Raw genomic sequence first — 26551 nt, 5'->3', positions numbered from 1 at the left:
GGCCGTTGTCTTCAAAGTCCATTTCCTCCATTCGATAGGTTATTACTTCAATAAACCCAGGCATTAAGGAGGTGAGGATTAGCATAATCCCCTAGTGAAAAAACCGATTTTAAGTACGAATAAAGAGACAGGGAAGAGAACCACATTTACTCAAAAAAAGGAACGCCTGGTGTGGCGTATTTCCGCATGCCTTCTTCGTTGATTTCGACCCCGATCCCTGGTTTTTCGGAAAGTGTAATAAAGCCTTTCTCTACCATTGCCCCTTCGAAGGTGACGATTTCCTTGAACATGGGATCCTCATGAAAGTACATCTGCCATTCCAGGATAAGAAAGTTGGGGACCGATGCGCAGACGTGGCACGAGGCCATCGCCCCGAGGTAAGAAGCTACCATGTGGGGGGCAAAAGGAATATAATACAGGTTGGCAAGATTGGCGATCCGCTGGCCTTCGCCTAGTCCGCCGGCTTTCTGAAGGTCGGGCATAATGATATCTACCCCGCCTTTTTCCAGCAGAGGCCGGAAGCCATGAGCCAGGTAATGGTTTTCTCCGGCGCAAATCGGCGTGGTGGTCGATTCGGTGACCAGTCGGTAAGCGTCGGCATTTTCGGCCGGAATGGGCTCTTCCAAAAACATCAGGTTCAGAGGTTCCATGAGTTTGGCTACTCTTTTTCCGGTAGTGAGGTCATAACGTCCGTGCATATCGATGCAGATATCGATTTTAGGACCTACCGCCTTCCGGATGGCCGCCACTTGGTTGTACATTCTTTCCAGCTCACCCGGGCTGGCTGTCCAGTTATAGAAGTCGTATTTATTGGGATCGTTGCGCTGATCGATATCGTATTTCACGGCGGTAAAGCCCATCTTAACGGCATCCTGCGCGCTTTTGGCAAAATCATCGGGCGTGGGGTTGACGCTACGGTAAGCCGCGGTATCACAATAAACCCTGATTTTGTCGCGGAATTTTCCTCCCAAAAGTTGGTAAACGGGTAGTCCAAGCGCCTTCCCCGTCAAGTCCCACAGGGCCGTTTCGATAGCGGTCAGAACGGCGACGTACATGCCCGACTGGGCACCTTCAAAAAAGCCGCCACGTCTCAGGTCTTCGAAAAGTCGGTGCACATTGAGCGGGCTCCTGCCCTTGATCCGCGCTCCCATCATTTTTACTAGGTGGTACGTTCCGGGCGTTGCATCGACCCCTTCCCCGCAGCCCCAGACGTCCTGGTTCGTGTATATTTTAACAAAAAGGCTGTGTCCGTTTCGTATAAATCCGCATTTGATGTCCGTAATTCGGAGCTCGGATGGGTTGGAGGCCATTGGGGTACGGTCGAGGGCCGTTATGAGGCCGCTTCCAAAGGAAGACGCGGCAGTGGTACCCATCGCCCCCAACAGGGCGCTTTTTCGGATAAACGATCGGCGGGATTGGTTTGGCTGCATTACTTTTCAGGGTTATAGGTTGATAGAATACCTTACCACGTGCGTGTTTCCAGGTACTTCTTGATGGCCTCTTTGGGTACGGGAAGCGCGTCCAGGTGCTGATTGAGCCATTGGGAAAAGTCCTTCTCAATGGCATCGGACCAGCGGTTATCAATTTCACCGGCGGTATATTTCTGTTGTTTTAGCCGCTCATGCCCGAACATATCGCGTAGTCTTACGATTTCGGAGGTGGTCACCACCAGCTCCAGCAGATGCGGGGGGATAAATGAAACGGCTCCGTCGCGTCCCAGGACGGCATCTCCCGGCATGACGGTCACTTTTCCGATGCGGGTGGGCTGGTTGATACCCACCAACGTGGTGTTCAAAACACCTTCGGGGTTGTTGAGGTGATGGGAAGGATGATAGGATCTGAAAAACGAAGTAAACGAGCCGATCTCCTTGAGGCCGGCGATGTCCCGAATCGCCCCATCGTACACAATGCCGTTTCCGGTTTTGGCGTAAATCGAATTCCCCAGGTTATCTCCGATCGTAGGGCCGTCTTCGTGCATCCCAAACTGATCCACTACATATACATCACGCTTTACCAGCAGCTCCAGCGGCCAGGCATTCTGGGATTTTATGCGCCCATCCTGCTCATGCCCCTTTTTATCAATGATCCGGTGGATGTCCGGCCTTCCGGGGAAAAAGGTAGCGGTGACGGCCCTGCCCACCAGTACGCTGTCGGGATTGATGCACATCCAGCCTTCCGCATACTGGTACCGGTAATTTTTCCCTTTCATCACGGCCCACGCTTCTTCGTGGGTGACCCGTTTTAGCCGGTCGAGCAACTGATCAGGTACCTTGGGACGTCCGTCTTCAAAGCGTTCCCCCTTCCATTCGGAAGTAAGGAGCAACAGGTCAGCTTTTGAAATCTGCTGACCGACGGCGCGCATTGCCAGAAGGACAGCCAGGAAAGTCAGCAGAATGCCGGTTTTTCTTTTCATTGCCTTTTTTATTTTCACTTTCCAGTAAAGGCAGGCTTCCGCCGGATTCTACTTATCCGTATGTATGGTATAATGAGACCATTAAGGGTACCTGGAAGTCGGTTTTACACCTAATCTTGCTCTTTCCCGATTTGCCCATCGCGGTGGTACTGCTGGAACCTCTACGGTCTGGTTGCAGCAGTACCACCGCGATGGCCTCTTGATGCCCCAGTGGGGAGTTTCTAAGCCCTAGGATGTAGGCTTCACCCAGCTTAGAAATAAGCGAAGCCCTTCCGGATAGTTTGTCTTTCTGCAAACTACCCGGAAGGGCTTTCAGCTAAGGTACTTTCAAAAATACGAAGTACCTCTTATTCTTCGAGGAAGTCGAGGTCGCGGCCGTGGGTTTCGGCAATGGTCAGGATGCAGTAGATACCAATGGCGAAGCAGATGACGCCCACCAGCGCGCCGGAATCAATCACCGAGAAGGACCCCTTGAAGGTACCGTAGAGGGTGGTCATCAGCACCACCGTACCTCGCACCATGTTGGGGATGGTGGTGGCGGCGGTAGCGCGGAGGTTAGTGCCAAACTGCTCGGCCCCGATGGTCACGAACATGGCCCAGTATCCGATGCCAAAGCCTAGCAGGGCCGAGATGAAATACAGGTGCCCGGCCGAGTCGATGCCCGCGTAGAGGTACACCAGGCTCACCAGCAGCGTAAACAGCATGAGGTACAGAACGGCTTTCTTGCGAGACTCCAGCCAGTGGCTCAGAAACCCGCTCGACAGATCCCCGATGGACAGCCCCACGTAGCACCACATGATGGAAAGGCCGGGCCGGACGGCTTCGGTAATGCCCAGCGCCCGGCCAAATTCGTTGCTGAAGGTAGAGAGTATCCCAATCACAAACCAGGTAGGTAGCCCAATGCCGATGCAGCGGAGGTACCGCACGAGCCGGTCCCGATTGGTAAAGAGGGCAAAGAAATTCCCTTTCTGAACGTGTTTGAGATGTTTTACGTCTTCAAAAATACCCGATTCAAAAACACCCACCCGAAGCAGCAGTAGCATGATTCCGAGCCCGCCGCCGATGAAGTAGGCGTAGCGCCAATCAAAAAACTCGACCGTAAAGTAGGCTACGACCGCCCCCAATAAACCGATACCGGCTACCAGCGAAGTACCTATAGCCCGGAGTTCCTTGGGAAGGATTTCGGACACCAGCGTAATGCCCGCCCCCAGCTCACCCGCCAAGCCCACGCCTGCAATGAAGCGAAGTACCTTATACGTAGTAGGGTCTTGTACAAAACCGCAGGCGATGTTGGCTAAGGAATACGTAACAATGGAGCCGAAGAGTACCGAGAGCCGTCCTTTTTTGTCGCCAAGTACCCCCCACAAAATCCCGCCCAGCAGCAGGCCGGTCATCTGCCAGTTGAGGATACTGGCCCCTACCACCGAGATGGCCTCCTCGGACAGCCCCAGCGACACCAGGCTGGGTATGCGAACAATGCCGAAAAGTAGAAGGTCATAAATATCCACAAAGTAGCCAAGGGCGGCAACAATAACGGGCGCACTGAAAAGGTAGGAGAAATTGGAACGGGTCGTCGGAATTGTATTCATTAGCTTGGGTAAAGAGGATAAGTAGTTAGGGATACTGCAATATATATAGCAGACACGCTTCGGGCTACTTTACCCTTAGTTTTTTTGCGGAGATATTTGGGAAAGTACCCCAGGCGCAAAATTTTATAAAAAGCCGGAACCTGGTCTCATGCCTTTTCTTTCACCAGACCAGGTACTTCCAGGGTGCTCATGCAGTAAAGTGGATAAAGAGAGTAACTGAAAGGCAAGTACCTGGTAGCCCTAATACGAAGCGGTCGGGACCAGAATACTCTGGCCCCGACCGCTGGCTGGTTGCATAGGATGCTAGGGGCTATTCTTGGGGGATTTCGGTAAGGGGAGGAATGTTGAGCTCAAAGCCGGAGTACCCTTTGTTTTGATTAATCCGTCCCTGGACGTTGGCGTCTATGGCATTTTGCGGAATAGGCCACAGCACGTGGAATGGGCTCAGCGTAAACTCTACCCCAAAGTTGGTACGTACTCCCTTGTTATAGAAATCATTCTTTTCGATGATTCGATCAAAGAAGTAGTTGTTGTCCGAAAAATTAGCGAGAGAGTACGTTTTGCCATTTTCGGCTACTTTTCCGGTTTGTGCAAAAATGTAGGCGATGCGGGTCAACTCCGTTTTACGGGGTTCTTCGTAGAAAAGCTCCCGGGCTCTTTCATCCAGTATGGTTCCTATGTTTACCTCGCTGGCGGTGATCGGGGTTGCCTTGGCCCTGACTCGTACTTTGTTGATGTCTTCGGCCGCTTGCTGCAACTGGCCTTTCCAGAAATAGGCTTCAGCTCGCAGCAAATGCGTTTCGGCCAGGCGGAAAATGTACCAGTCGGAATGGCCTCCCTGCGGTTGTGGGCGCAGAGGATCGGGCACGTACAGTTTATAGTGCGGCCACCCGAACCAGCAGCGGATGGTATCGGCTACCAGTACCGTGCCCGCGCTATTCCTAAACTGGAGAGGTTTGCCGTAAAAGTCATCTTTGCCGATCAAAGCAGGATCATTGTAGACCAGGTCTTCCATGTTCATCCAGTTGCCGGGGGCGTGACGCAGGTCAGTGGCGTCTTTCCAGATTTTCTGGGTATGGTAGGGGGTGCCTCTTAGCCGACCAATGCCCCGCCCGTAAGCCGTTACCTGGTTGATGGGTACCGTAGGCTGGTCGTTGGTGCCACGGTTACCGTTGGGAGTGATAATGCCGGCATTGGCCCAAAAAGGCAGCGCCTGCCGCATGATGGTAAGCCCGCCGGGGTTCCCCGTATTGCCGTCGATATTGAGCCGGTCGATGGTGAGTAGTAGGGCTTCGGTATTAATAGCCAGTGATTTGTTCTCAGGTCGGTGAAGGTCCCAAACCACGTTTCGGTTCGGGTTAGAGGCATCCACGCCAAACCGGTTGGTCATGAGGCGATACACGCCCCCGTCGATCACGTTGCTGGCCGAGGCAATGGCATCATCAAACAGGCCCAATGCCAGATTCACTTTAGTCAGCAGGTGGCTGACGGCTCCCTTGGTTACCTGGCCTTTATTGACAGCATCAGGGACCCACTGCTGCGCATATTCCAGATCTTCCTTCATTTTGAGTAGAATCACCTCCCGCTTTGTCGTTTGAAAATCGAGCTTAGGAGAACTGTGCTCGACCAATACCAGCGGTACATCCCCAAATTGATGAGTGAGCCGATAGTAGCGCAAAGCCCGGTGGAAGTAAGCCGCCCCTAACAGGTGATTGCGCTCGGCTTCGGAAGAATAGTCCGTTGGTATGTCAATGCGGCCAATGGCTGCATTGGCATACCGAATCCCCCGGTACCCTTCGGCCCAGTACCAACCAATTCGGTTGTAATCTGCACTGTTGAGCTGGGCGTCGGGCCGAATAACCAGGTTCATATCCTGAGCGGGACCGGGTTTGTCAGTGGTACCCTCAACGCCCACTTCGGAGAATATGTATTCCGTAATGATTGGAGCGCCGTCGCCCGTAACTTCTATTCGCATGTTGCGTTCGCAGGCTACTAGCGTGGCCCAGAGGCTTGATGATGCCTGAAAGGTTACATCGGGTTCGTAAAAGGAAAGTGGCTTGGGTTTTAAAAACGACTCATTGCATCCGCTAAGGGCAAGCATGGCCAGGCAGATCAGAGATGACGATAGGTTAATTCCGTATCTTTTCATATTGCTACTATATTTTTGTGGAACCTCTCCATTAAAGTGTAAGATCGACGCCAAAAGTGAAAAAGCGAGGTGTCGGGCCAGCGCCTACTTCAGGATCCCACTCAGGGTCCCATAGCGACCACTGAGGAGAAAACATAGCGGCGTTGCGCACATTGAGGTATACACGTAGATTTTCGATTTTATATTTGTTCACCACGGGCTTAGGGATAGTATAGGCCAGTGATACGTTATCCAGACGGACAAAGGAGCGTTTGCGATATAGGTTGAAACCCGTAGTACTTCCTTCGTTAGAGTTGATGCGGGCCCATTCGTTCGAGGGGTTTTCGGGAGTCCAGTAGGGGAATTGGTACGAATTCATCCGGTCCGGGAAGCCATTTCGGCTTTTCAACCAGTTGAAGCTGGATTGATGCCCCAAGAGCGAGTACATCATGAAAGAAGCATCGAAGTGTTTGAAGAATTGAAACTCATTTCGCATCGACCAGCGGAAACGAGGCTCACTGAATCCCAGAAATTGTCGGTCGTTTTGATCCAGACGGCCATCTCCGTTCACATCTTCCAGGCGATAATCTCCAGGCGAAAGTCCGTACACCCGTGCTTCCTCCTCCTGTCCTAGCTGCCAAACGCCGAGCGGTTTCCAATCCCAGATTACGTCGATGGGCTTGCCAATGAACCATCGGTTGGAAATATCACTCAGTTCATTGCCGTCGGCGTCATAGTTGCGGTACACGTGTACGATTTTATTCCGATTGAGCTGGAAGTTGAAATTGGTTCGCCAGGAGAAATTATCCCTATTCATGTTGATGGTATTCAGCGTCAATTCCACTCCTCTGTTTTGTACTTCGCCCAGATTATCCATAACCCAGTCAAAAGCGATCACGTTGGGCAAACTCCGTTGAACCAGCAAATCGGTGGAGTTCATTTGGTATACCTCAATCGTCCCGTCTATTTTGTTGTTAAATAGACCAAAATCGAGACCTAGGTTCAGGGAGGTATTACGCTCCCAGCGAAGGCTCCGGTTGGCCATCCGGTTTACCCATAGCTGGCTTGCCTGTATCAAAGTACCATCCGGACGTACATAAAGGTACTTGCCGGTGGTCAGGTCGGCCATGGCGGCATAGCGACCAATATCCCGGTTTCCGTTACTACCCCACGACGCCCGCAATTTTCCGTAGCTAAACCAGTTGCTCGTCATGATGAAATTCTCGTCGCTGAATACCCAACCCAGCGCGATCGAGCCAAAATTGGCGCGGGGGTTGCTCTGTCCGAAGGCCGAATAACCGTCGCGCCGGAAAGTACCTGTAAACATGTACCGATCCTTAAACGTGTAGAGTAGGCGTGACATGAGCGCATCGCCGGTACTGTACTCGTCGTTGACGGACAAGATCGGATTGATACCAGCACTGAGGTTATGATAGCCCAGCTGATCATTCGGATCGAAGTTTTCGTTCGTCATGGTGTTATCCCAGCGCTGAAATTTCTCGGCGTTGGCCAATAGCGTAACATCGAACCGGTGATCGGTAAATTCTTTGTTCCATTTGACGATGTTATCCACCTGCCAGTAGAAGGTTTTACGTTGTCGACGGGAAGCCCTTCCACCAAAAGCCGCCCATTCGATATGCCGGGCACTTTCGTGGTTATACCGTTCGTAAAACTCAAACTGAGGAGTAAAATTGATCTGGTAAGTAATGCCGAGCGGGAGCGTCACTTTACCAAAAATAGTGGAGTTGAGGGTAGTCGTTTTGTCCAATCGGTCGATGAAGCTCGGATCGTAGGCAGGGTTTACGCCTCCGCTCACTTCCTGGTTTGGACGAAACTGCATCATGCCGTTTTGATCAAATTCGTTTCCCCAGGGCGACAGGCTGGTGATTTGTCCCCAACTGTGCGGTACAGCACTTTCGTCCCGAACAGAAAAGAGAGTATTCATTCCCACAGAAAGAAAACGCGTAATGTTGGCCTCAATGTTGGCCCGGGTACGCACCGTGGAAAATTGATCGCCCACAATAATGCCCTGGTTATTGAGGTACCCTGCTCCTAAATAGTAGGAAACACCATCATTTCTACCCGAAACACTGACGTTGTGATCCTGGCGAAAACCGTTTTGAAATACCTGATCATACCAGTTTACACTACGGCCCGCTATATAATTATCGATCTCCATGGGTTGCATGTTGAGCCTTCGCAACCACACGCGTACCGGATCACCGGAAGAGCCGTCATAAGCCAGCCATTGATCCGTAGTGATGTTGGACGGTAGGTTACGAGGATCGTCGAAACGGTAGGCCTGGGCATTGGGATTAATGCTTTTAAAGACATCTGAACGCCAGGATACGAAGCTTTCGGCGTCATGTACCGGCTGGTTTACGGCCATCGTGGCTACCCCCAGTGTAGTACTGTAATTGATCTTTGGCTTGCCGGTTTTCCCTTTCTTGGTCGTTACCAATATAACTCCACTGGCCGCCTTAGCTCCAAACACGGCCGCCGAACTGGCATCTTTAAGTACATCAACCGTTTCAATGTCGTTTGGGTTAATATCGGATAGCTGCCCGTAGTAAATGGCACCATCCAGTACAATGAGCGGACTGGTACCCGCATTGAACGAGGTCCGTCCCCGAATTTGCAGCGAACCTCCTCCTTTTGCCGAAGCAGAGTAGCCCACATTCAAGCCAGCCGCGTTGCCTCTAAGCAAATCCTGTACCTGAGCAGGGGCCTCATTTTGTAATTTATTGGTGTTGATCTGTGATACAGCGCCGGTCATATCCCGTTTTTTCATGGTACCATAGCCTACCACTACTACTTCTTCCAGCGCTTTGGTATCGCTCTGAAGCGCTACCGACAACGTGGTTCGGTTGCCTACTACTTCCTCAATCGACTGGTAGCCCACAAAGCTAAACACCAGCACTGCCCTCGCATCTGGCACTACTACGGTGTAGCTGCCATCAATGTCGGTGGTCGTACCTCGATTTGTGCCCTTGATCAGGACGCTCACGCCGGGAAGCATCTCGCCCCGCTCATCTGTGACCTTACCCGTCACAGTAATGTCCGGAAGGGGTAGTTGAGTAAGAAATCGCTCACCGCCCCGGTGAAACAAGGACGAAATCTTTTTACTGATGACAATCTGCTTACCAGAAATTTGATATTCCAGCTGCAAGGGTTGTAGAACCTTGGAAAGCACTAATCCCAATGGCTCATTTGTGGCCGACACGGATATCTTACGGCCGGAATTGACGACGTTAGAGCTGTAAAGAAATTTTACTTCAGCGAGTTGCTCAATACTTGACAATACCGTTTTGATGGTTTGATCTTCCATCGTGAGGGTAATGCGCCGTTTGAGGAGTTCCTGAGCTTTGCTTTCGTGGGCGTAAGTCACGCTGACCAGCAGCATCGACAGTAGCAATTGTGTAAAAGTAATGCGCATGATTTTTAGGGCTTTCCCACGAAATCGTAAACGATTTTCCATACATTTGAAAGAGTTTTGTTGAAACGAGAAACAGTTCGGCAAGGCCCTCCCTTTTTAAGCGCCAACTTGTGAGGGAGAGATGGTTAGAGGTCAGTCGTGTAGCCGCACGGCTGACCTTTTTTCGTAAGAAGTAAGTGTAAAGTGTCTTTTTAATGCATAGTTGTTAAAGGATAAGTAAAGGTTAGGAAATTGATTAATTACAACCGTTGGAATAGATGTGGATTGATTTGTCGGAAATGGTGTAGCTGGCCCCGAGTCCCTGGCAAAGCAGCCGGATTTTTTCTGGTAAGGGTTCGTCCGTAAGGGAGGCCGTAATTTTGCATGCCGATAGCCGTTGCTGATCGTACACAATGCTTATGCCGTACGTTTCTTCCAGGAGCTTGAAAATCTGGGTAACGGGTGTATCGTCAAACTCAAACGAGGTTTGCGTTTGGGGCACACGCAACTTGGATGACTCCATAGCAATCCGCGACAGCCGAAGGCTTTCCCGGTGCAGCGTGATCAGTTGATTAGGTGAAAGTACCACCGCTTCCTTTTCCGGTTTTCCGGGCTTGGCCCGGGTTTCGAACTCTTTGTTGGTGTAGACAGAAACCTTACCCGTTTTTACAAATACATTTACTTCCCGGTCGGCTTCGTAGGCTTGAACCGTAAAGCTGGTGCCTAATACCTTGGTAACAAGCTCATTAGCAAATACATAAAAAGGTACTTGGGGATCTTTTACTACTTCAAAGAAAGCTTCTCCCGACAGAAGTACCTCTCGTTTAGAGGTCCCATACTCCTGTGCTGAATAGCTTATCCGGCTGTCTTTTTGTAATAAAGCCGAACTACCATCGGGTAAACTGATGAGCATGGGCCGGTTGGAGGCATTGGTATGCTGTATCAGCTTCTGATTTTCGGCGGTAGTCTGGTCCATGAGTTGCTCGTACGCTGTACTTACCGCTTGTGGGGGGCGAAGCGCTTGCCAGCCCAGCCAGCCGCTTACCAGCACAATAGAGGCTGCCGCCCACCACACCCACGAACGAAAGGGGGTGTGTCTTGTAGGTACTTCTGCTTCATATGCGGTATTACTCACTACTTTCTGTTGCACATTTTGCCACATTCCTATGCGCGAATCATCACTCAATGGTGCCACGGGCAGCGTAGCCGCCGCCTGTATAATTAAACGGGCCCGCTGAATTTCCAACGCTTGGTGAGGATGCTTTTTTTGATAATTTTCCCAAAAATCATTGTATTTATCCTGTTTAATCCACTGGACGAAAGCAGGATCCATTAAAAAATCTTCAGATTTAAAAGAGGAATAATTCATATATCAGGAAGGTAAAGTACTATATATCTAATCCTTCGAAAGTACCAAAGAGATTTTTTGTGTATTTAACTCACTTTTTGCTGGATTTTTTTAGATGAATTGATGACAAAACATCAGAACTGGGAGAAGCTCAAAGGCTTGGCGCAACTTTTTGATGGAGCGCTGGATTAAATTCCGTACCGACTGCTCATTCATTTGCATGATTGAAGCTACCTCCCGAAGCTCGAACCCATCGAAAAAGCGCAGCCGGATGGCTTCTTGCTGGCGCTCCGGTAGGTTAGTAAGGGCTTGCTGCAGCTGGCGGATCAACTCCTCCTGAGTATCTTTTTCAATCCGTAGGGCTTCTTGCGAAAGGATATGGGGAATGTCCGGTAGATTGTCGGATTCCGGAATGGATTGCAGGGTTTGATACGTTTCAGATAAGCGATGAATCTTCCGGCGGAGCGACCGAAAAAGATAGTACTTCACAGAAGTCGTGTCCGACAAGTTTTGCCGGGTTCGCCACAAATCCGTAAACAAATCCTGAATGGCGTCTTGCACCAGTGCAGTATGGGGGGTGATGTGGTAGCCGTAGTTGTACAGTATCCCGACGTACTGCTCATATAGCAGCGCAAAGGCCTCTTGATCACCGCTTTTGAAGCGTTGCCAGAGCACGTACTCTTCATCATGTAGGGGCTGATCAGCTGCCATCTTTACAAATCTTCATAATATATTTGATGAGTACAAGAAAAAGAAACTGATTAAGCCTGAAATAGATACATAGCGTACCTCTCATGGACCTTCGAAGCGAGTAAAGTACCCTATCTATCCCAAACTAACTTCTCCGTAACAAGTTGGTTTAAGCATTTTGGAAAATAAGTAAACCAGCCATACGCAACAGCGCCGATCAGCCGGAATTATTTCGGGGTACTTGCCTGTGCTTTACGCCTTTTTTTCAACTTCAAGCCCGCTCCGTCTTGGTTCAAAGTACTATGTCCCATTTTTTTGATATATTTCAGCAGCAAACCACGAATAAGGCTTCACCAACCTCGCCCTACTTTTCTAGCATACGCATGAACTCCTTTTTTAAAATTTTACCGCTCTTTTCCCTGGTGCTGCTCGCCGCCTGCGAGACCGACCAAAGTACCTCCGACCACGAAGACGGATTGGCGACCTTCAGCGCCGATAGCCTCAAACAACACGTGGCGGTCCTAGCCTCGGACGAATTTCTGGGGCGGAAGCCCTTCACCGAAGGCGAAACGAAAACCATTGAGTACCTCCAAAAGCAGTTCAAGGCCGTGGGCCTGGAACCCGGCAACGGCCAGAGCTACCTGCAGGAAGTACCTATGGTAAACATCGAAGCCACGGCCGCGCCCAGCATGCAAGTACTTTCGCCCAAGGGTACAAGTACCCTGAAGGCCTTCGACGACTACGTGATCTGGACCGACCGTACCGAAGCGAACATCAGCCTGGATAATACCGAACTGGTCTTTGCCGGCTACGGGGTAGTAGCTCCCGAATACAACTGGAACGACTACGCCGACCGGGACGTCAAGGGTAAGGTGGTGATGGTGATGGTCAACGATCCCGGTTTCTGGGCGGGGGATACGACGCTCTTCAAGGGCAAAGAAATGACCTACTACGGCCGCTGGACCTACAAGTTTGAAGAAGCCGCGCGGCAGGGTGCCAAGGGCTGCCTCATTATTCACCGGACCGAGGCCGCGGGCTACCCGTTTGGGGTTCAGCAGAATAATTTCAATACGTCCCGGCTGCAACTGGACAACCGGGGCAAAAACCTTCCGAACTGTGACGTGATCGGCTGGTTGCCGGAAACGGTGGCGGTGCGCCTGCTGGAATCGGCGGGGCAAAGTACCGACCTGCTCACGAAGGCCGACCAGCGTGGCTTTCGGGCGGTACCGCTGGGGGTGAAGCTAAGCACCACCATGACGGTCAAGACCACCTACAACAAAACCCACAATGTCATTGGCAAGATTAACGGCTCCAAACGCCCGGACGAGGTACTTATCTATACCGCCCACTGGGACCACCTGGGCATCGGTACGCCCGACGCCACCGGCGACTCGATCTATAACGGCGCGCTCGACAACGCCACCGGCACGGCGGGGCTGCTGGAGTTGGCCCGGGCCTTTAAAAGCCTGAAAATCCAGACCGAACGGACCATCGTGTTTCTGGCGGTAACGGCCGAGGAGCAGGGACTGTGGGGGTCGGCTTACTACGCGCAGAACCCGATCTACCCGGTCAGGAACACCGTGGCCAATATCAACATGGACGGACTGAACCGCTTTGAGCCGACCAAGGATATGGTACTGGTGGGCGAGGGGCAGTCCGAGCTGGAAACCTATACCCAGGAAATCATCGCGGCCGACGGAGGGTACATTTCCGCCGAAACCCACCCCGAAGCGGGCTACTACTACCGCTCCGACCATTTCAATTTTGCCAAAGTGGGTATCCCCGCCCTCTACCTCGAAACCGGCATCGACGTGGTTGGGAAAGGGAAGGAGCACGGCCAGAAACTCAAGCAGGAGTACACCGAAAAAAGCTACCACCAGCCCTCAGACGAGTACGACGCCGCCACCTGGACCCTGGAAGGAGCCATCAGCGAGCTGAAACTTCTCTTCCGGGTAGGCAAGCGCCTGGCCTTTGAAGAAAAGTGGCCCCAGTGGAAAGAAGGGTCAGAGTTTAAAGCCATCCGGGAAGCCCAGCGGTAAGTATAGCCATCCACCTCCTATGATACCTCAACGCAAGCCCAGGGTAGTAGCCATTGCGGGAAGTACCCGGCAAAATTCCGTAAATCACAGCCTGATCAAAGCCTTGGCCGATTTGGCGGCTGACCGCCTGGATATGATCGTGTATGAGGGCATCGGGAGCCTTCCGTCATTTAACCCGGACCACGACGGCGAAAAGGTAGATGCTTCCGTAGCGGAGTTCCGGCAGCTACTCCGCACGGCCAACGGCCTACTCATCTGTACGCCTGAATACGCCCGCGGAGTACCCGGTTCCTTGAAAAACGCGATTGACTGGACCGTTTCTACGGCTGAATTCCCCCATAAACCGACCATGCTCATTACCGCCTCAACGGATGGTACCTACGGGCACCGGGCATTGATGGAAACGCTGAAAGCCCTGGAAGCTAAAAATATCGAAAATCTGCAATTGGTTATTCAGCACGCTAAAACAAAAATAAGTGCAGACCATACAATCACGGACGAAGGTACCCTTAGCGCGGTAGAGGAACTGCTGGCGAGGTTTGTCCAAACAATCAACGATCACAAGATAGAGTAGGGTGGTCTCTTCTGCCTGTGAAGCCGACGCTTCCCCGGGAAGTACCTCCCGCGCTTTGCCTCAGAGCCCCGGCAACTCGAAGCGGTAGGTGCCTGCCGTGAGGCGGTGAACGGGTTTTGCGTTTTTTGGACTGGTTGGTGACGGTTTGACCAGCTTCTCGTTCAGGTACATGGTGCTTCCTTCGGCCGCCGGTAGCGTCAGCGTGGCGGTGGCGTTGGGCGGTACCACCACCCTGTAGGTGATGCCAAGTTCGGTTCGTTGCCAGGCTGAAAGTACCTCCCCCCGCGGGCTGAGGTAGGACGCCTCAAAGTGGTTGAGCCCTTTGACAAAGTGGGGCTCCAGCAGGATGTTTTTAAAGCCGGGCTGCTCGGGATCAGGCTTGATGCCGCCCAGGGCTTTGTAGAACCAGGCCCCGATTTCCCCAAACATGATGTGGTTCATCGAAATGTCCGACTTGGCGTCGATGGGCCAGTTTTCGTAGAGGGTCGTGGCGCCGTTGACGATCCACCAGCCCCAGGAGGGAAAAGTTTCCTGGGCGGCGAGTTGGTAAGCCGTCTCCGCGTGGCCGTTTTCGCTCAGGGCGTTCAGGAGGGCTTTGGTACCCAGCAGGCCCACGTCCAGGTGGTATCCATCGGCGGCCACGCGCCGGGCCAGGTTTTGGGCTACGGCCGCTTGGTGTTCGTCCGGTACGAGGCCCCAATGCAGGGGTACGCTCAGCTCGGTTTGGAGGCCGCTGCCGTAGAGCCCGGTGCTGGTATCGAGGTACTTGGCGTTGATGGCGCTTTTGATCTGCTCGGCCAGGGCGGTGTACTTTTGGTGGTCAGCGGGTTTATCCAGCAGCTTGGCGGCTTGGGCCAAAATGCGGGCATCAACGAAGTAGTAGGCCGAAGAAGTCAGCTCCACGGGCGACTTCGACTTCACCGGTACCCAGTCGCCCAGGCCCCAGGCGGTGAGCCCGCCGGGACTCTGCTGGTGGATGTAATCCACGTAGCGCTTGATGTTGTCGTAGTTGTCGCGCAGGATCTGCGTATCGCCGTAAAAGAGGTAGATATTCCAGGGAATGAGCGCAATGGTGCTGGTCCAGTCGGGGCCGTTGGCCCAGTGGTAGCCCCAGCCGCTGGTAGGAATAATGGCCGGAAGTACCCCGTTGGGCTGCTGCTCGTCGCGGTGGTCGGCCATCCATTTTTCGTACACCGTGATGCCGTCAAAATTGTATAGGCCGGTTTCGATGGCAATGTGGGCGTCGCCGGTCCAGCCGTTTTTTTCGCGCTGGGGGCAGTCGGTAGGGTACCCAAAGAGGTTGGAGAGGTAGGCGTTGTTGGTAGCCCACCAGATTTTGTCCAACGTAGGATTAGACGACCGCACCCGCCCCACTGGTGGCACGTCGCTGTGCATGAAGTACCCCTTTAGGCTCTCCTGCGTCAGGGAGAGCGGCTGGCTGCTGGTCACTTCCACATACTGAAATCCTTTGTAGTTGAAGCGGGGCATAAAACGTTCTTCGCCCTTACCGGCCAGGATAAAAATATCGGTCTGGAAAGGGTCCGCGTCGTCGGTGGGGCGGTAGTGCACGTCGATGTTGGAGAGGTCCACCCGGCCGTTGTCATAGAGGCGTTCGCCGTGCTTCAGGCGCAGGGTCGTTCCGGCCGGGCCCTGGACGCTGATCTGACTGATCCCGGCTATATTCCGTCCCAGGTCGAAGACATAGGTGGTGTCGTTGAGCTTTTTTACGCTTTGGGCCGGGATTGCCTCCACGTTGCGTATAGGATGCAGCGTTTGGCTCACGATCTGCTGCGACGGGGCCGAGCGGTGGGTGGTGTTTTTCCACTTCGTATCGTCAAAATCGGGCGTGTTCCAACCCGGTTGCTCCAGGCGGGCGTCGTAGTGCTCGGCGGTGTAGATGCTGTTGAAAATCACCGGACTCAGCGCCGTTTTCCAGCTCCGGTTCGAGCCGATGGTCTCTACCGAGCCGTCCTCGTAGGTAATGCGCAGGTCCAGGCAAAAGGTAGGGCGGGCGCGCCAGGGGGCTTTGTCGAAGTACCATACGGCCGTGGATTGGTGGTTGTACCAGCCGTTGCCTAAAAGTACCCCGATGGCGTTTTGACCCGCTTGCAGCTGGGCCGTTACGTCGTGGGTGAGGTAAAGCGTGCGGCGGTCGAAGCGCGTGTAGGTAGGGTCGAGGCGGTGGTTGCCGATCTTCTGTCCGTTGAGGTAAAGCTCGTACAGCCCGGCCACGGCTACGTAGGCGCGGGCCGATTTTATTTTTTTAGCGGCCGTAAAAACTTTACGAAAATAGGGTGCAGGCTTGAGGGCCACGTCGTTGCCGTCACTGATCCAGGTACCTTGCCAGTTTTTGGCGTCCATCAGGCCCGTTTCGAAGCTGGCTACGGCCGAGGTGGCGGGTTTGTTGTCTTTATCCCACACCGTAACGGACCAAAAGTACCTCGTGAAGGGCTCCAGAGCTTTGCCCTGGTAGGTGACCAGGCTTTGGTCTGTCTTCGTTTGGGTACTTTGCCAGGAGGTACCCTGGCCCCGGCCTACCGCCAGCGAGTCCGTCCCGACCCGGATCTGGTAGGCGCGCTGCCGGGCGCCGGGCCGGGTGTCCTGCAGGTACCAGCTCAGGCGCGGCCGGGACGCGTCGATGCCGAGCGGATTGGGTAGGTACTCGCAGCGCAGGCCCACGGGCAGGCAGGGCGGTGCGGCGGCTTGGGTTGGATACTGGGAGCCGAGCAGGAGGCACAGCGTGAGTAGGGGTACTTGGCAAAAAGAAATTGACGAGCGAAAAATCATGGATCTATCAAACTAGGTACTGGAAGCAAAGGTACTTTTAGCGGGAAGTACCCGAGAGGCCGTGCCGGGCCCGGTACTGGCCGAGCCGCTTTTGGACGAGCTTATCTTGAAGGGGTACTTTTTCAAAAAACTGATACGCCTTTTTGGAAATATAGGCATTGTCATTTTCCAGAAGCTCGGAAAGTACCCTGCCCGCCGCCGGGTCGAGCGTGGGTTGTTGCTGGTACAGATCCAGGCCGCTGGTCACGAGCTCGCCGCTCAGGGTAGTTAGCTGACGGGCCAGGGCCTGCTGGCTGGCTGTACTTAGGGCCGGGGCTTCCCGGAGCTTGGTGAGCAGTAGTTTTTTGAGGCTGTGGTTGCCGGTCTGAAACTTATCGAGCAGTACTTCCTGCAACGAGGTACTTTCCAAATCCGGAGGACTGAGGGCATTGATGGCGCGCTCGGCCAGGTTGTAGTCGCGCGGGTCAATGAACGAAAGTACCCTTTGCCGCAGCGCGGAGCTCGGCTCCAGGTACCCCCGGCTGTGGTTCAGCGCCCAGATCTGATCGCCCAGCGCGGGGCTATCCAGCATCATCAGCAGCAGCTCGGGCGACAGGCGCTGGCGCGTGAGCCGCTGGACCTCCTCCTGCGCCGGGCCGTAGAGCAGGTGCCAGAGCTTGTAGGTCGTATAGGCCGCGCCCGGCACCACGTACTCCAGTACGGCGCGCGCGGTAGCAGACGACACGGCATCTACGTCGGGGTTGGGCGGGGTGGTACTGGGTACGATCTCGTTGTAGGAAAAAGTACTCAGGGGTGAGAGCGAGTCGGCCAGCAAGGCGTGCAGGCGCTGGTACTCTTCGGCCACAAAGGGCTCGTGGTCGGACTTGCTCAGGTACTCGCTTTCGGGTAGCTCAAAGCCCAGGTACCGGCCCGTGGGGTTCCAGTAAAGTACCACGTTGAGCAGGCGGCACTTGTTATCAAAGCACACGCCCGTCCGGATCTCCCGGTAGTAGGCCAGGGGGTACTTTTCCTTGGAAAGTACCTGATACAAGGTACTTCCCGCTACGGTGTCGCGAAAATCAACGGTATGGGCCAGTACGGTATCGGCCGGGACCGCCAGCGTAGCCGCGCCAAAGTACCTTATTTTGTCAAAACGGGGGTAGGCCGAAAGCAACAAAACCAGCGCGGCAAACGCGCTGGTGAGGAGGATGGGGTATGTTGAATTAAGCCGCTGCATCGTTGCCCGAAAGTACCTACCCTTTTCGATTTTTTGTAGGAAAAATCCCCCCGTGCGCCTCCAGGAGCTGACGCAGGTCGGCGAGAGGTACCTCCAGGGGCGATTTGCCCAGCTTACTGGCCAGTGCCGCCGCCGCTCCGGCGGCCTGGCCCATGCCCATGCAGGAGGCCTGTACGCGCAGGGCCGAGTTGGCCAGGCGGTCGCTGCTCAGGCAGCGGCCCGCCACCAGGAAGTTTTTGCTGCCCTTGGGTACCAGCGCCCGGATCGGGATGGTAGGTACCACGCCCGGATTGAGCTGATTGGGAATAACGCCTTTCTCGTCGTGCAGGTCAATGGGGTAGTAGGAGTACGAAACGGCGTCGTCGAAATGTTTACCCGTCACGTAGTCTTCCTGGGTGATTTTGTAGTGCCCGTCGATGCGGTAGGTTTCCCGCACGGCTGTTTCCGGCTGCATGTCAATGAGCCGGGTCTTTTCCAGTCCGGGGAGGGTGCGCAGAAACCGCAGCATTTTTAGCAGCGAAGTACGGCCTTTGATGTTGGCGATGGTATGGGTTTCGGAGGTGGTGGAGTCGGCACCCTTAATGTGCTGCACGTTGTCGCCCGCGCTGCGGAGCAGGGCCACGATGTTGTAAAACTCCGTCTTGACCATATCCCCCTTTTTTAATTCCTCGTTGTAGCGGCTCTGGATCAGCGGCAGGTCCAGCGACTGGAAGTCGTAGCCACCGAGCGCAAACATCAGCGTACCGGGCTGCGTTTCGACCTCGCGCAGTACGTTGAAGCCCGCTATGGAGGCCGCGTAGGCGTTGCCGGTGCAGTCGATGAGCTGGTTGCAGGTGATTTCCGTTTGGGTACCTTTGCCCATGGTTTGGACTACCCAGCTGTTTTTCTGAAACGAAATTTGGGTGGGGGTTTCGTAAAAACGGAGATCTACCCCGGCTTCAAGGCATTTTTCCTCGATGAGCATGGCGTAGAGCGGGCCGTTGAGGCGCACCTGGTGGGTCCAGTGCTGGCGGCCGTGGGGTACCGTAAAGTTGGGTAGCGTATCGTCGTTCAGCGCCACGGCTTCCTGCACCATTTCCCAACCAATGCCCCCAATGACCTGCTGGCCCCAGGCAAAAAAGATGCCCGGATAGGCCACGCCGCCGGTAGTGGTGACGCCGCCCAGCTGGCTGCCGTTCTCGACCAGGATGGTTTTCCGCCCGGCCCGCCCGGCCTGGATGGCGGCCACGACCCCGGCCGTCCCGCCGCCGATCACCAGAATATCGGTTTTCAAAGACTGCTTTTTAATCTTATACGGTTCAGCGAGGCGTTCGCCCTTCGCCAGCTTGGGCGCGGCCATTCCCAGCGACATGGCCCCGATCGTAGCGAGCGCCGATCTTCTTTCCATTTTTTTCATAGTATCCAATGCTTTTGTAAGCGCAAATCCAGCCTGTACTCTTTTTGTGACTAAGAAGTAGGCAGAAGGCTTAACGCTTTCTACCTACTTCCTCGTGTTTTATCTCTTTACAAGAAGCGCCTTATTACTTCCAGGTACCTTTTTTACTACGCCATCAATATCCCGGATTTTGATCGGCGGCGGTGAGCGCTTTGTTGAAGTTCAGCTCCGACAGCGGGATAGGCCACAGGTAGTGTTTCTCGGCAATGGTAATGCCCTTGGTGGCTCGGATCACCTCGTTAGCCCGGCCGGTCCGTTTGAGCTCCAGCCAGCGCTTGCCTCCCAGCTGAAACTCGTACGCCCGCTCCCGACTCACCAGCTCCAGAAAGGTCGCGGCCGTGTAGTCGGCCAGTACGTAGTCTACCGTTGAAGCCGTGTTGGGGGCTTGGCCGTAGGCGCGGCGGTGTACCCTGTTGAGGGCCTCCAGCGCTTCGGGCGTGGGGGCACCGGCGGCGCGGGTGGCGGCCTCGGCGTACATCAACAGTACGTCGGAGTAGCCATAAACGGGATCATCGTTGCCGGCTCCGTTTTGAGCAATGGCGTTCTGATCGATGAACTTGGCACTCACCAGGCTCGTAGCTCCCAGACCAATGTTCACCCGGTCCCAGAGGGCTTTACGCAAATCGGCGTTGTCCCAGTTTTGGTAAAAGGGATTGGTCGCGTCGCCGTGGATGGCGTACGCTCCTCCGAAATTGAAGAGGTTGGTGCTGGGGTGGTTGGTGATCCAAAGCATGTAGTTGCCCTGACCCACCTGCCGGGCGTACTTGAGGTAAAAAATCTCTTCGGGCGTCGTGAGCAGCTCGGGGCCAAAAACCCGCAGCTGGAAGTCCTGCCGGGAAGTGACGGGTACCAGCGAGAATTTGTTGGACTTCATCACCTCGTCGGCTTTGTCGCGCGCCAGGGCGTATTCTCCGCGTTGCAGGTAGACGTCGGCCAGGAGCGTTTTGGCGGCCCAGCGGGTAGGGCGGCCCACGTGCGTGGGGTTGTCGGGCAGGTTGGTTTCGGCCTCCGTTAGATCCGCCAGGATGAGGGTGTAGACTTCTTCCGGGCTGCTCTTGCGCAAATCACCCACCGTCATGTTCTGCTCGGTACGCAGCGGTACCCCGCCCCAGTTCCGGACCAGCTGGAAGTAGTTGAACGCCCGCAGGAACTTGGCCTCGCCCACAAACCGATTGATGTCGGCCTGGCTAATAGCGCTGCCGTTGGGCGCATTTTGGATCACCAGGTTGGCGTTGCGAATGCTCAGGTAAAAGGCATCCCAGAAGGTAGCTACCCGGTTGATGTTGACATCGTTGAAGCCCTGGAACTCGTGCAGCGGGGCCCAACTACCCCGCCCGTAGGCGTACTCCGCCATGGCTTCGAGCGTGGCCTCGTATTCGGTAAAGCGGTTGGCGCGGAGCGGGGCGTAGATGGCGTTGGTAGCCGACTCTACCTCGCCCGCCGTATTGAAAAACGTCTCCACGACGATGGACTTCGGATTTTCTTCCAGCAGATCTTCGCAGGAAGTAAGCAGGAGCAGGCACAGCGCTCCCGAAAGGCCCCAACGTAAGGGCTTTTGGGAGCTGGTTAACCACTTGGATGTTTTATTTTTCATTGGTAAGTACTTTTAAAAAGTCCGTGATGTTGTCCGTCAGAATCCTACCCGCAGGCCAGCGGTAACCGCCTTAGCCGTAGGGTAGCTGTTATGGTCGATGCCCTGTACGGTTGAGTTGGCCCCGCCCCGGCTGTTTACTTCGGGGTCCCACCAGGAGTACTTGGTGAAAGTGAGCAAGTTTTGGCCGCTGGCATAGACTTGCAGGCTCCGCAGCCAGTTAATGCCCAGCTTTTCGGTGGGCAGGTTGTACGCCAGCTGGATGTTCCGCAGCCGCAGGTAGGAGCCATCTTCTACGAAGCGGTCCGACAGGCGGGTGGCGGTGTTACGGCTGATGAGCGGGTACTTGGCGTCGGGGTTGCTGGGCGACCAGTGGTTGTAAAGTACCTCCCTGGGCATGTTCAGTCCAAAACCGTAGTCGATGGTATTGGTAATGGAGCTGACGTTGAAAATATCGTTGCCCTGGGTACCCTGAATGAATAGCGTCAAGTCAAAATTCTTGAACGACATCCGGGAATTGATGCCATAAATAAAATTCGGATTCGGATCACCGATGTAGGTTTTGTCGTTTTGGGTAATGGCCCCGTCTCCGTCCAGATCCCGGAACCGGATGCGGCCCTGGTCGGTGTAGCCGTCTTCCTGGTAGCCCCAGAAGCGCCCAATGGGCTGCCCCTCGCGCAGGATGTTGGCTACGTCGTTCACCACGACTACGTTGACGGTGCCGCCCAGGATGTCGTCCCCGCCGTAAAGCGTCACTACTTTGTTGCGGTTAAACGAGATGTTGGCGTTGAGGTCCCACTCGAAAGCCCCCGTGAAGATCCGGCCATCCAGGCCCAGCTCCAGGCCTTTGTTCTGCACGGCACCCACGTTCTGGATCGTCGTGGTGAAGCCCAGCGAGGACGGCAGCCGGACGGTATTGAGCAAATCGCGGGTGTTTTTGATGTAGTAGTCGGCGGTGAAAAGTACCCGGTTGCGGAAGATACCCAGGTCAATTCCAACGTCGATCTGCTCGGTGGTTTCCCATTTCAGGTTGCCGGGCAGGGTGGTGCCGGGGGCAAAGGTGGTGAATAACGCGTCGTTAAATACCGTACGCCCCGCCGAGAGTTGGTTGAGCGTGGAGTAAGGCGAAATGGCCTGGCTGCCGGTTAAGCCCCAGCTCGCCCGGAATTTCAGCTCGGAAATAAGCGTGCTGTTGCGCAGGAACTCCTCGTTGGAGACGCGCCAGGCCACGGCTGCGGAGGGGAAGAGCCCCCATTTGTTGCCTTCACTGTAGCGCGAGGAGCCGTCGCGGCGCAGGCTGGCCGTGAGCAGGTACTTGTCCTGGTAGCCGTAGTTGACCCGTGCCAGGTACGACAGCAGCACCGCCTTGGAGTAGCCCGAGCTCGGTATGCCGGGCGTCGTGGCGGAGCCGAGGTTGGCAGTTTCGGTGATGTCGCTCAGGAAACCGTTGCCCGTGGCCGAAAGAAAGGTCGTGGTAAAATCCTGGTAGGTAAAACCGGCTACGGCCGAGATGCTGTGCGTTTCCTGAAAGGTTTTCTGGTAGCTGATGGTATTCTCGTTCAGCAAGCTCATTACCTGGCTGGTACTGATGGACGCTCTCCCCGGCGAGTTGAAGTAGTTGCGGGTGGTGTATTCGTCGGTACGGTCGTCGGCGTTTTCGATCCCGCCCGAAATCTTAATGGTGAGCTCGGGAATGGGGTTGAAAAGCAGCGCGGCGTTGGTCAGAATCCGGTTGGCCCGGATCTGGTTGGTTTGCTCGTTGATAAAATTAATGGGGTTGATCAGGTCCGTGGCCACGAAAGGGTAGGCCGTAGCCAGCACGCGGTAGGAGCCGTCCTCATTGAAGGGCGTGAGCGTGGGCGGGGCCGAAAGCGCCGCTGAGATCATGGAGTTGCCGCGTGACCCACCGGCGTTGTCGCGGCGGTCGGTATTGAGGCGGCTCAGGGTACTTGACAAGTTCACGCTGAATTTCTCGCCCATCTTGTGGTTGATGTTGGTCCGGAGCGAGTAGCGGTTGTAGTCGCTCCCCACAATGATGCCGTCCTGACCGAAGAAACTACCCGACACCGAAAACTGGGTTTTCTCGTTTCCGCCGTTAACATTCAGGGAAGTGGTTTTCATGGGAGCCCGGCGAAACACCAGATCCTGCCAGTCGAAGCCCTCGCCGAAGCCGTCGATCTGCTGCTGCGTGAAGTAGGGGCTGAGGTTGTCGTTGGCGGCCTGGATGTTATAAAACCGGGCATACTCCTGAGCATTCATCAAGTCCATTCTTTTCCGCAGGGTCTGTACGCTGTAGCTGGTTTCGAAGTCAACCCGCGTAATGCCCGCCTTCCCTTGTCGGGTGGTGATAATGACCACGCCGTTGGCCCCGCGAGAGCCGTAAATGGCCGTGGCCGAGGCGTCTTTAAGTACCTCCACGCTCTCGATGTCGGCGTTGTTCAGGATCGTCGGGTTGGAACCCGCAATGGGAAAACCATCCACCACGTAAAGCGGCTCGTTGCTGCCCTGCACCGAGTTGGTACCCCGAATCCGCACGCTGACGGGCGCTCCCGGTGCGCCGCTGTTTTGGGTTACCTGCACGCCCGCCGCCCGGCCCGACAGCGCCTGGAGCGGATTGGCCGCCGGGAAGGCGTTGATCTCCCGGGATTTTACCTGCGCCACCGAGCCCGTCAGGTCACTTTTCCTGACGGTACCGTACCCCACCACCACCACTTCTTCCAGCGCGCGGCTGTCGGTGCGGAGGGTTACGTTGAGGGTCGTTCGGGTACCTACCACTTCCTCGCGGGCCTGGTATCCCACAAAACTGAATACCAGCACGGCCTGCTCGTCCGGGACGCTCAGGGAGTAGTTGCCGCTCACGTCCGTATTGGTGCCGCGGGTAGTACCTTTCAGGGTAATGCTCACGCCGGGCAGGCCCTCGCCATTTTCGGCGTCAACGACCCGCCCCTGCACCGTGATCTCGACCGGCTGGCTCGGGGCCAGGCTGGGGGGGAGAGGCGACACGAGCGCGGTTTCGCCGGAGGTACCTGCGGGCACATTTTCGCGGGGTACCTGCGTGGTAGTGGTACTGGCGGGTTTGCTTTCGGCGGAGGTACCTGGGGTGGTGGCTTTGCGGGCCAGGATGGCGTAGCCGCCGCCTTTGAGCTTTTTGTAGCGCAGGTTCATGGGCGGAAGTACCCGCGCCAGAATGGCCTCCGGCTTATCGTTTTCGTTAATGGAAGTCGAAATCGTTTTATTCTCCAGCAGCTCGCGTTGGTACACAAAGCTGACTTTGTGGATCGTCTCGAGTTTTTTGAGTAAGTTGATCAGGCTGTTGGCGCTTTCTTGTACCGCCCGGTTCTCGACCTGGGGCGGTTGGTAGGCCAGTATGGTTTGTGCGTGCAGCTCCTGAAACCCGTGGCCGCCGAGGAGCGGAGCCAGGAACAGGATCAGTGGAATACGTTTTTTCATAGTAAAAGCAGGAATATGAATGGTAAGGCCTCTGGTTGTTAAACGGCCTGCTTCCTGACATTTCCCGGTTTTCTATGAACTATTTTCTGAAAAAGTTTAACTTTTATACAAAAAGCGGCACTCAGGCACCCCTGAGGCCGCTTTTTTATTTCTAACGAAAAGGCTGACCGACAGCCGGTTTTCGAGGACAAAGTACCCTGAACCTACTTACCTAAGCAGGTACCCGTCGGTAGTTTTTTCTACATCCGTGTCCAGAATGGTACTTAGGTTTTCGATGAAATCATCCATTTCTTTCAGGCTCAACTTGCCCGTTAGTTTTTTGCTCAACAGCACTTTGTTTTCAAACTGCACCCGCAGGCCGTAGGTATCTTCCAGCATGTCCACGATCTCGGTCACGGGGCGGTCGTCCAGCACCAGGTAGGATTCCTTCCAGGCGTTGTAGTGCTCGGGTTGGACAATCTGTAACTGCACGGCCTGGTCGTTTTCCTTCACGGTGGCCATGTCGCCGGGCTTCATGGTCAGGGCGGGGGCTTGGTCGGTGAGGAGTTGAATTTTGCCTTCCTGAAGGACTACCTTGGTTTGCTGGCGGCGGGTATTGACGTTGAACTCCGTACCCAGTACCTCAATGGAGGCCTCGGGCGTGTGCACGATAAATTTGCCGCCCTGGCGCTTGGCTACGGCAAAGTACGCCTCGCCCGTGAGCCACACTTCCCGCACGGGCTGGTCCTTGAGATTCTCCACCACCTTGAGCGACGAATGCGCGTTGAGCGTTACGACGGAGCCGTCCGACAGCTCGATCCGCTGTACCTGGCCGTAGTCGGTCTGGAAGGTTTGGGACGCGCCCGGTACCCTGCTCCACCAAAGTACCCCCAGCGACACCAGCAGCACCGCGACGGTAGCCGCCACGCGGAAGGCGGGCTTTTGCCACCAGGACAGCCTGAGCACCGGTGTTTCGAGGTCGTTCCAGATGCGCTCGCGGAGGCGGTTCAGGTCGCTCGGTTGGGGTTCTATTTCCTGAAACTGAAACAGCCTTACCCGCTCGGCGGCGGCCTGCACGGCGGCGGCTTTGTGGGGGTACTTTTCCAGAAAACTGCGCCAGAAAGCATCGGATTCGGGACCGGGAGCAAGTACCCAGCCGATGAAGTCCGAGTCCTGACAAAAATCGTCGATTTCGTAGGAGAGGTAATTCATGGTAAATATCCGGTTTGGACTTGAAGATGGGTAGTTAGCCATGTAGAATATATTTTAGAAACAAGCCAACGATGCCCCAGGTAAGCCCTTCGGGCTGCAACGATTCCTTAAGGTACCCTTTCAGCGTAGCCAGCGCCACGCTCACGGTATTATAGACGCTCTTGAGCGTAATGTCCATCACTTCTGCCGCCTGCTGGTAGGTAAGGCCTTTCATGTACACCAGGTACAGAATTTCTTTTTGCCGCTTGGGTAGTTTGTTCAGCTCCGTGACCACCACCTTGTTTTGCCAGGCTACGGACTGCTCATGAATCCACTGCTGCTCGTAGGGCTGGATCAGGAACTCGGCGTCTTCAAAAACGTACTCGTCGGAGCGGTAGCGATTTGATTTCCGGACGGTGTCAAACAGCCTTCTCCGCAGCGAAAGGTACAGGTAAAAGCGAATGTTATCGGTGCTACCCAGGCGTCGGCGGTGGCTGTGCAGGTGCAGGAAGAGCTCGTGCAGGCAGTCTTCCACCAGCTGTTTGTTGCGTACCAGGTTATAGCCGTAGCGGTACATATCCTCGGCGTAGAGTTCGTACATCCGCGAAAACGCCTCCTGGCTTCCGGCCCGGAATTCGTCCCAGAGGCGGCTATGTTCAGTGGGGTTTGCTAAATCATTCATAGGCTTCGAGTTGTGTGAAGTACC

At 54.8% G+C, this 26551-nt stretch carries 16 protein-coding genes; 2 read left to right on the top strand and 14 right to left on the bottom strand.

The genetic code is table 11. The annotated features are described in order from the left end of the window. Window positions 1-146: 146 nt before the first annotated feature. From HNQ92_RS22445 to HNQ92_RS22415, 7 genes are all read right to left on the bottom strand, one after another. Window positions 147-1430 (bottom strand): mandelate racemase/muconate lactonizing enzyme family protein, encoded by a 1284-nt coding sequence (locus HNQ92_RS22445; protein ID WP_184177543.1) that lies wholly within the window; start codon window positions 1428-1430, stop codon window positions 147-149. 32 nt (window positions 1431-1462) lie between these two features. Further along, complete coding sequence (locus HNQ92_RS22440) at window positions 1463-2413, bottom strand: RraA family protein (RefSeq protein WP_184177541.1); 951 nt, start codon at window positions 2411-2413, stop codon at window positions 1463-1465. A 347-nt stretch (window positions 2414-2760) separates the two neighbouring features. Beyond that, window positions 2761-4002, bottom strand: coding sequence for an MFS transporter (locus HNQ92_RS22435; RefSeq protein ID WP_184177539.1), 1242 nt, complete (start codon window positions 4000-4002; stop codon window positions 2761-2763). A 310-nt stretch (window positions 4003-4312) separates the two neighbouring features. After that, the gene (locus tag HNQ92_RS22430) at window positions 4313-6151 is read right to left on the bottom strand and encodes a RagB/SusD family nutrient uptake outer membrane protein (RefSeq protein ID WP_184177537.1); all 1839 of its coding nucleotides are present in this window, start codon (window positions 6149-6151) and stop codon (window positions 4313-4315) included. A gap of 31 nt (window positions 6152-6182) precedes the next feature. Further along, complete coding sequence (locus tag HNQ92_RS22425; RefSeq protein WP_246440674.1) at window positions 6183-9566, bottom strand: SusC/RagA family TonB-linked outer membrane protein; 3384 nt, start codon at window positions 9564-9566, stop codon at window positions 6183-6185. A gap of 235 nt (window positions 9567-9801) precedes the next feature. Continuing rightward, window positions 9802-10791 carry a FecR family protein gene (locus HNQ92_RS22420; protein WP_184177535.1) on the bottom strand — a complete coding sequence of 330 codons (990 nt, stop codon included), beginning with the start codon at window positions 10789-10791 and terminating at the stop codon, window positions 9802-9804. Between the two features lie 213 nt (window positions 10792-11004). Next, the gene (locus HNQ92_RS22415) at window positions 11005-11604 is read right to left on the bottom strand and encodes an RNA polymerase sigma factor (RefSeq protein WP_184177533.1); all 600 of its coding nucleotides are present in this window, start codon (window positions 11602-11604) and stop codon (window positions 11005-11007) included. A 362-nt stretch (window positions 11605-11966) separates the two neighbouring features. Here HNQ92_RS22415 and HNQ92_RS22410 point away from each other — a divergent pair, with 362 nt between their 5' ends. Beyond that, entirely contained in the window at window positions 11967-13622 is a 1656-nt protein-coding gene (locus HNQ92_RS22410) for a M28 family metallopeptidase (protein ID WP_184177531.1), read from the top strand. Window positions 13623-13641: 19 nt separating this feature from the next. Next, window positions 13642-14196 carry an NADPH-dependent FMN reductase gene (locus HNQ92_RS22405; protein WP_184177529.1) on the top strand — a complete coding sequence of 185 codons (555 nt, stop codon included), beginning with the start codon at window positions 13642-13644 and terminating at the stop codon, window positions 14194-14196. A 60-nt stretch (window positions 14197-14256) separates the two neighbouring features. On the opposite strand, the gene HNQ92_RS22400 is transcribed toward HNQ92_RS22405, so the two are convergent. From HNQ92_RS22400 to HNQ92_RS22370, 7 genes are all read right to left on the bottom strand, one after another. Then, entirely contained in the window at window positions 14257-16983 is a 2727-nt protein-coding gene (locus HNQ92_RS22400) for an alpha-L-rhamnosidase (RefSeq protein WP_184177526.1), read from the bottom strand. A 37-nt stretch (window positions 16984-17020) separates the two neighbouring features. Further along, on the bottom strand, window positions 17021-18199 hold the full coding sequence (locus HNQ92_RS22395; protein WP_184177524.1) for a hypothetical protein: 1179 nt from the start codon (window positions 18197-18199) through the stop codon (window positions 17021-17023). A gap of 16 nt (window positions 18200-18215) precedes the next feature. Continuing rightward, a complete protein-coding gene (locus HNQ92_RS22390; protein ID WP_246440659.1) occupies window positions 18216-19595 on the bottom strand; it encodes an FAD-dependent oxidoreductase in 1380 nt (459 codons plus the stop codon). Between the two features lie 154 nt (window positions 19596-19749). Continuing rightward, entirely contained in the window at window positions 19750-21228 is a 1479-nt protein-coding gene (locus tag HNQ92_RS22385) for a RagB/SusD family nutrient uptake outer membrane protein (RefSeq protein ID WP_184177522.1), read from the bottom strand. A gap of 36 nt (window positions 21229-21264) precedes the next feature. After that, a complete protein-coding gene (locus tag HNQ92_RS22380; protein WP_246440649.1) occupies window positions 21265-24675 on the bottom strand; it encodes a SusC/RagA family TonB-linked outer membrane protein in 3411 nt (1136 codons plus the stop codon). 207 nt (window positions 24676-24882) lie between these two features. Continuing rightward, window positions 24883-25866 (bottom strand): FecR family protein, encoded by a 984-nt coding sequence (locus tag HNQ92_RS22375; RefSeq protein WP_184177520.1) that lies wholly within the window; start codon window positions 25864-25866, stop codon window positions 24883-24885. 34 nt (window positions 25867-25900) lie between these two features. Further along, the gene (locus tag HNQ92_RS22370; protein WP_184177518.1) at window positions 25901-26527 is read right to left on the bottom strand and encodes an RNA polymerase sigma factor; all 627 of its coding nucleotides are present in this window, start codon (window positions 26525-26527) and stop codon (window positions 25901-25903) included. Window positions 26528-26551: the final 24 nt, after the last annotated feature.

The organism is Rhabdobacter roseus, from assembly GCF_014202275.1.
GTDB classification, from domain to species: domain Bacteria; phylum Bacteroidota; class Bacteroidia; order Cytophagales; family Spirosomataceae; genus Rhabdobacter; species Rhabdobacter roseus.
Note: the sequence above shows the minus strand (reverse complement) of the source record. Positions and strands in the feature narration are given on the sequence as shown.

What these genes read in the sequence shown, in the direction of transcription:
- HNQ92_RS22445 (WP_184177543.1), bottom strand. Translation starts at nt 1,430, where the DNA reads ATGCAGCCAAACCAATCCCGCCGATCGTTTATCCGAAAAAGCGCCCTG.
- HNQ92_RS22440 (WP_184177541.1), bottom strand. Translation starts at nt 2,413, where the DNA reads ATGAAAAGAAAAACCGGCATTCTGCTGACTTTCCTGGCTGTCCTTCTG.
- HNQ92_RS22435 (WP_184177539.1), bottom strand. Translation starts at nt 4,002, where the DNA reads ATGAATACAATTCCGACGACCCGTTCCAATTTCTCCTACCTTTTCAGT.
- HNQ92_RS22430 (WP_184177537.1), bottom strand. Translation starts at nt 6,151, where the DNA reads ATGAAAAGATACGGAATTAACCTATCGTCATCTCTGATCTGCCTGGCC.
- HNQ92_RS22425 (WP_246440674.1), bottom strand. Translation starts at nt 9,566, where the DNA reads ATGCGCATTACTTTTACACAATTGCTACTGTCGATGCTGCTGGTCAGC.
- HNQ92_RS22415 (WP_184177533.1), bottom strand. Translation starts at nt 11,604, where the DNA reads ATGGCAGCTGATCAGCCCCTACATGATGAAGAGTACGTGCTCTGGCAA.
- HNQ92_RS22410 (WP_184177531.1), top strand. Translation starts at nt 11,967, where the DNA reads ATGAACTCCTTTTTTAAAATTTTACCGCTCTTTTCCCTGGTGCTGCTC.
- HNQ92_RS22405 (WP_184177529.1), top strand. Translation starts at nt 13,642, where the DNA reads ATGATACCTCAACGCAAGCCCAGGGTAGTAGCCATTGCGGGAAGTACC.
- HNQ92_RS22400 (WP_184177526.1), bottom strand. Translation starts at nt 16,983, where the DNA reads ATGATTTTTCGCTCGTCAATTTCTTTTTGCCAAGTACCCCTACTCACG.
- HNQ92_RS22395 (WP_184177524.1), bottom strand. Translation starts at nt 18,199, where the DNA reads ATGCAGCGGCTTAATTCAACATACCCCATCCTCCTCACCAGCGCGTTT.
- HNQ92_RS22390 (WP_246440659.1), bottom strand. Translation starts at nt 19,595, where the DNA reads ATGAAAAAAATGGAAAGAAGATCGGCGCTCGCTACGATCGGGGCCATG.
- HNQ92_RS22385 (WP_184177522.1), bottom strand. Translation starts at nt 21,228, where the DNA reads ATGAAAAATAAAACATCCAAGTGGTTAACCAGCTCCCAAAAGCCCTTA.
- HNQ92_RS22380 (WP_246440649.1), bottom strand. Translation starts at nt 24,675, where the DNA reads ATGAAAAAACGTATTCCACTGATCCTGTTCCTGGCTCCGCTCCTCGGC.
- HNQ92_RS22375 (WP_184177520.1), bottom strand. Translation starts at nt 25,866, where the DNA reads ATGAATTACCTCTCCTACGAAATCGACGATTTTTGTCAGGACTCGGAC.
- HNQ92_RS22370 (WP_184177518.1), bottom strand. Translation starts at nt 26,527, where the DNA reads ATGAATGATTTAGCAAACCCCACTGAACATAGCCGCCTCTGGGACGAA.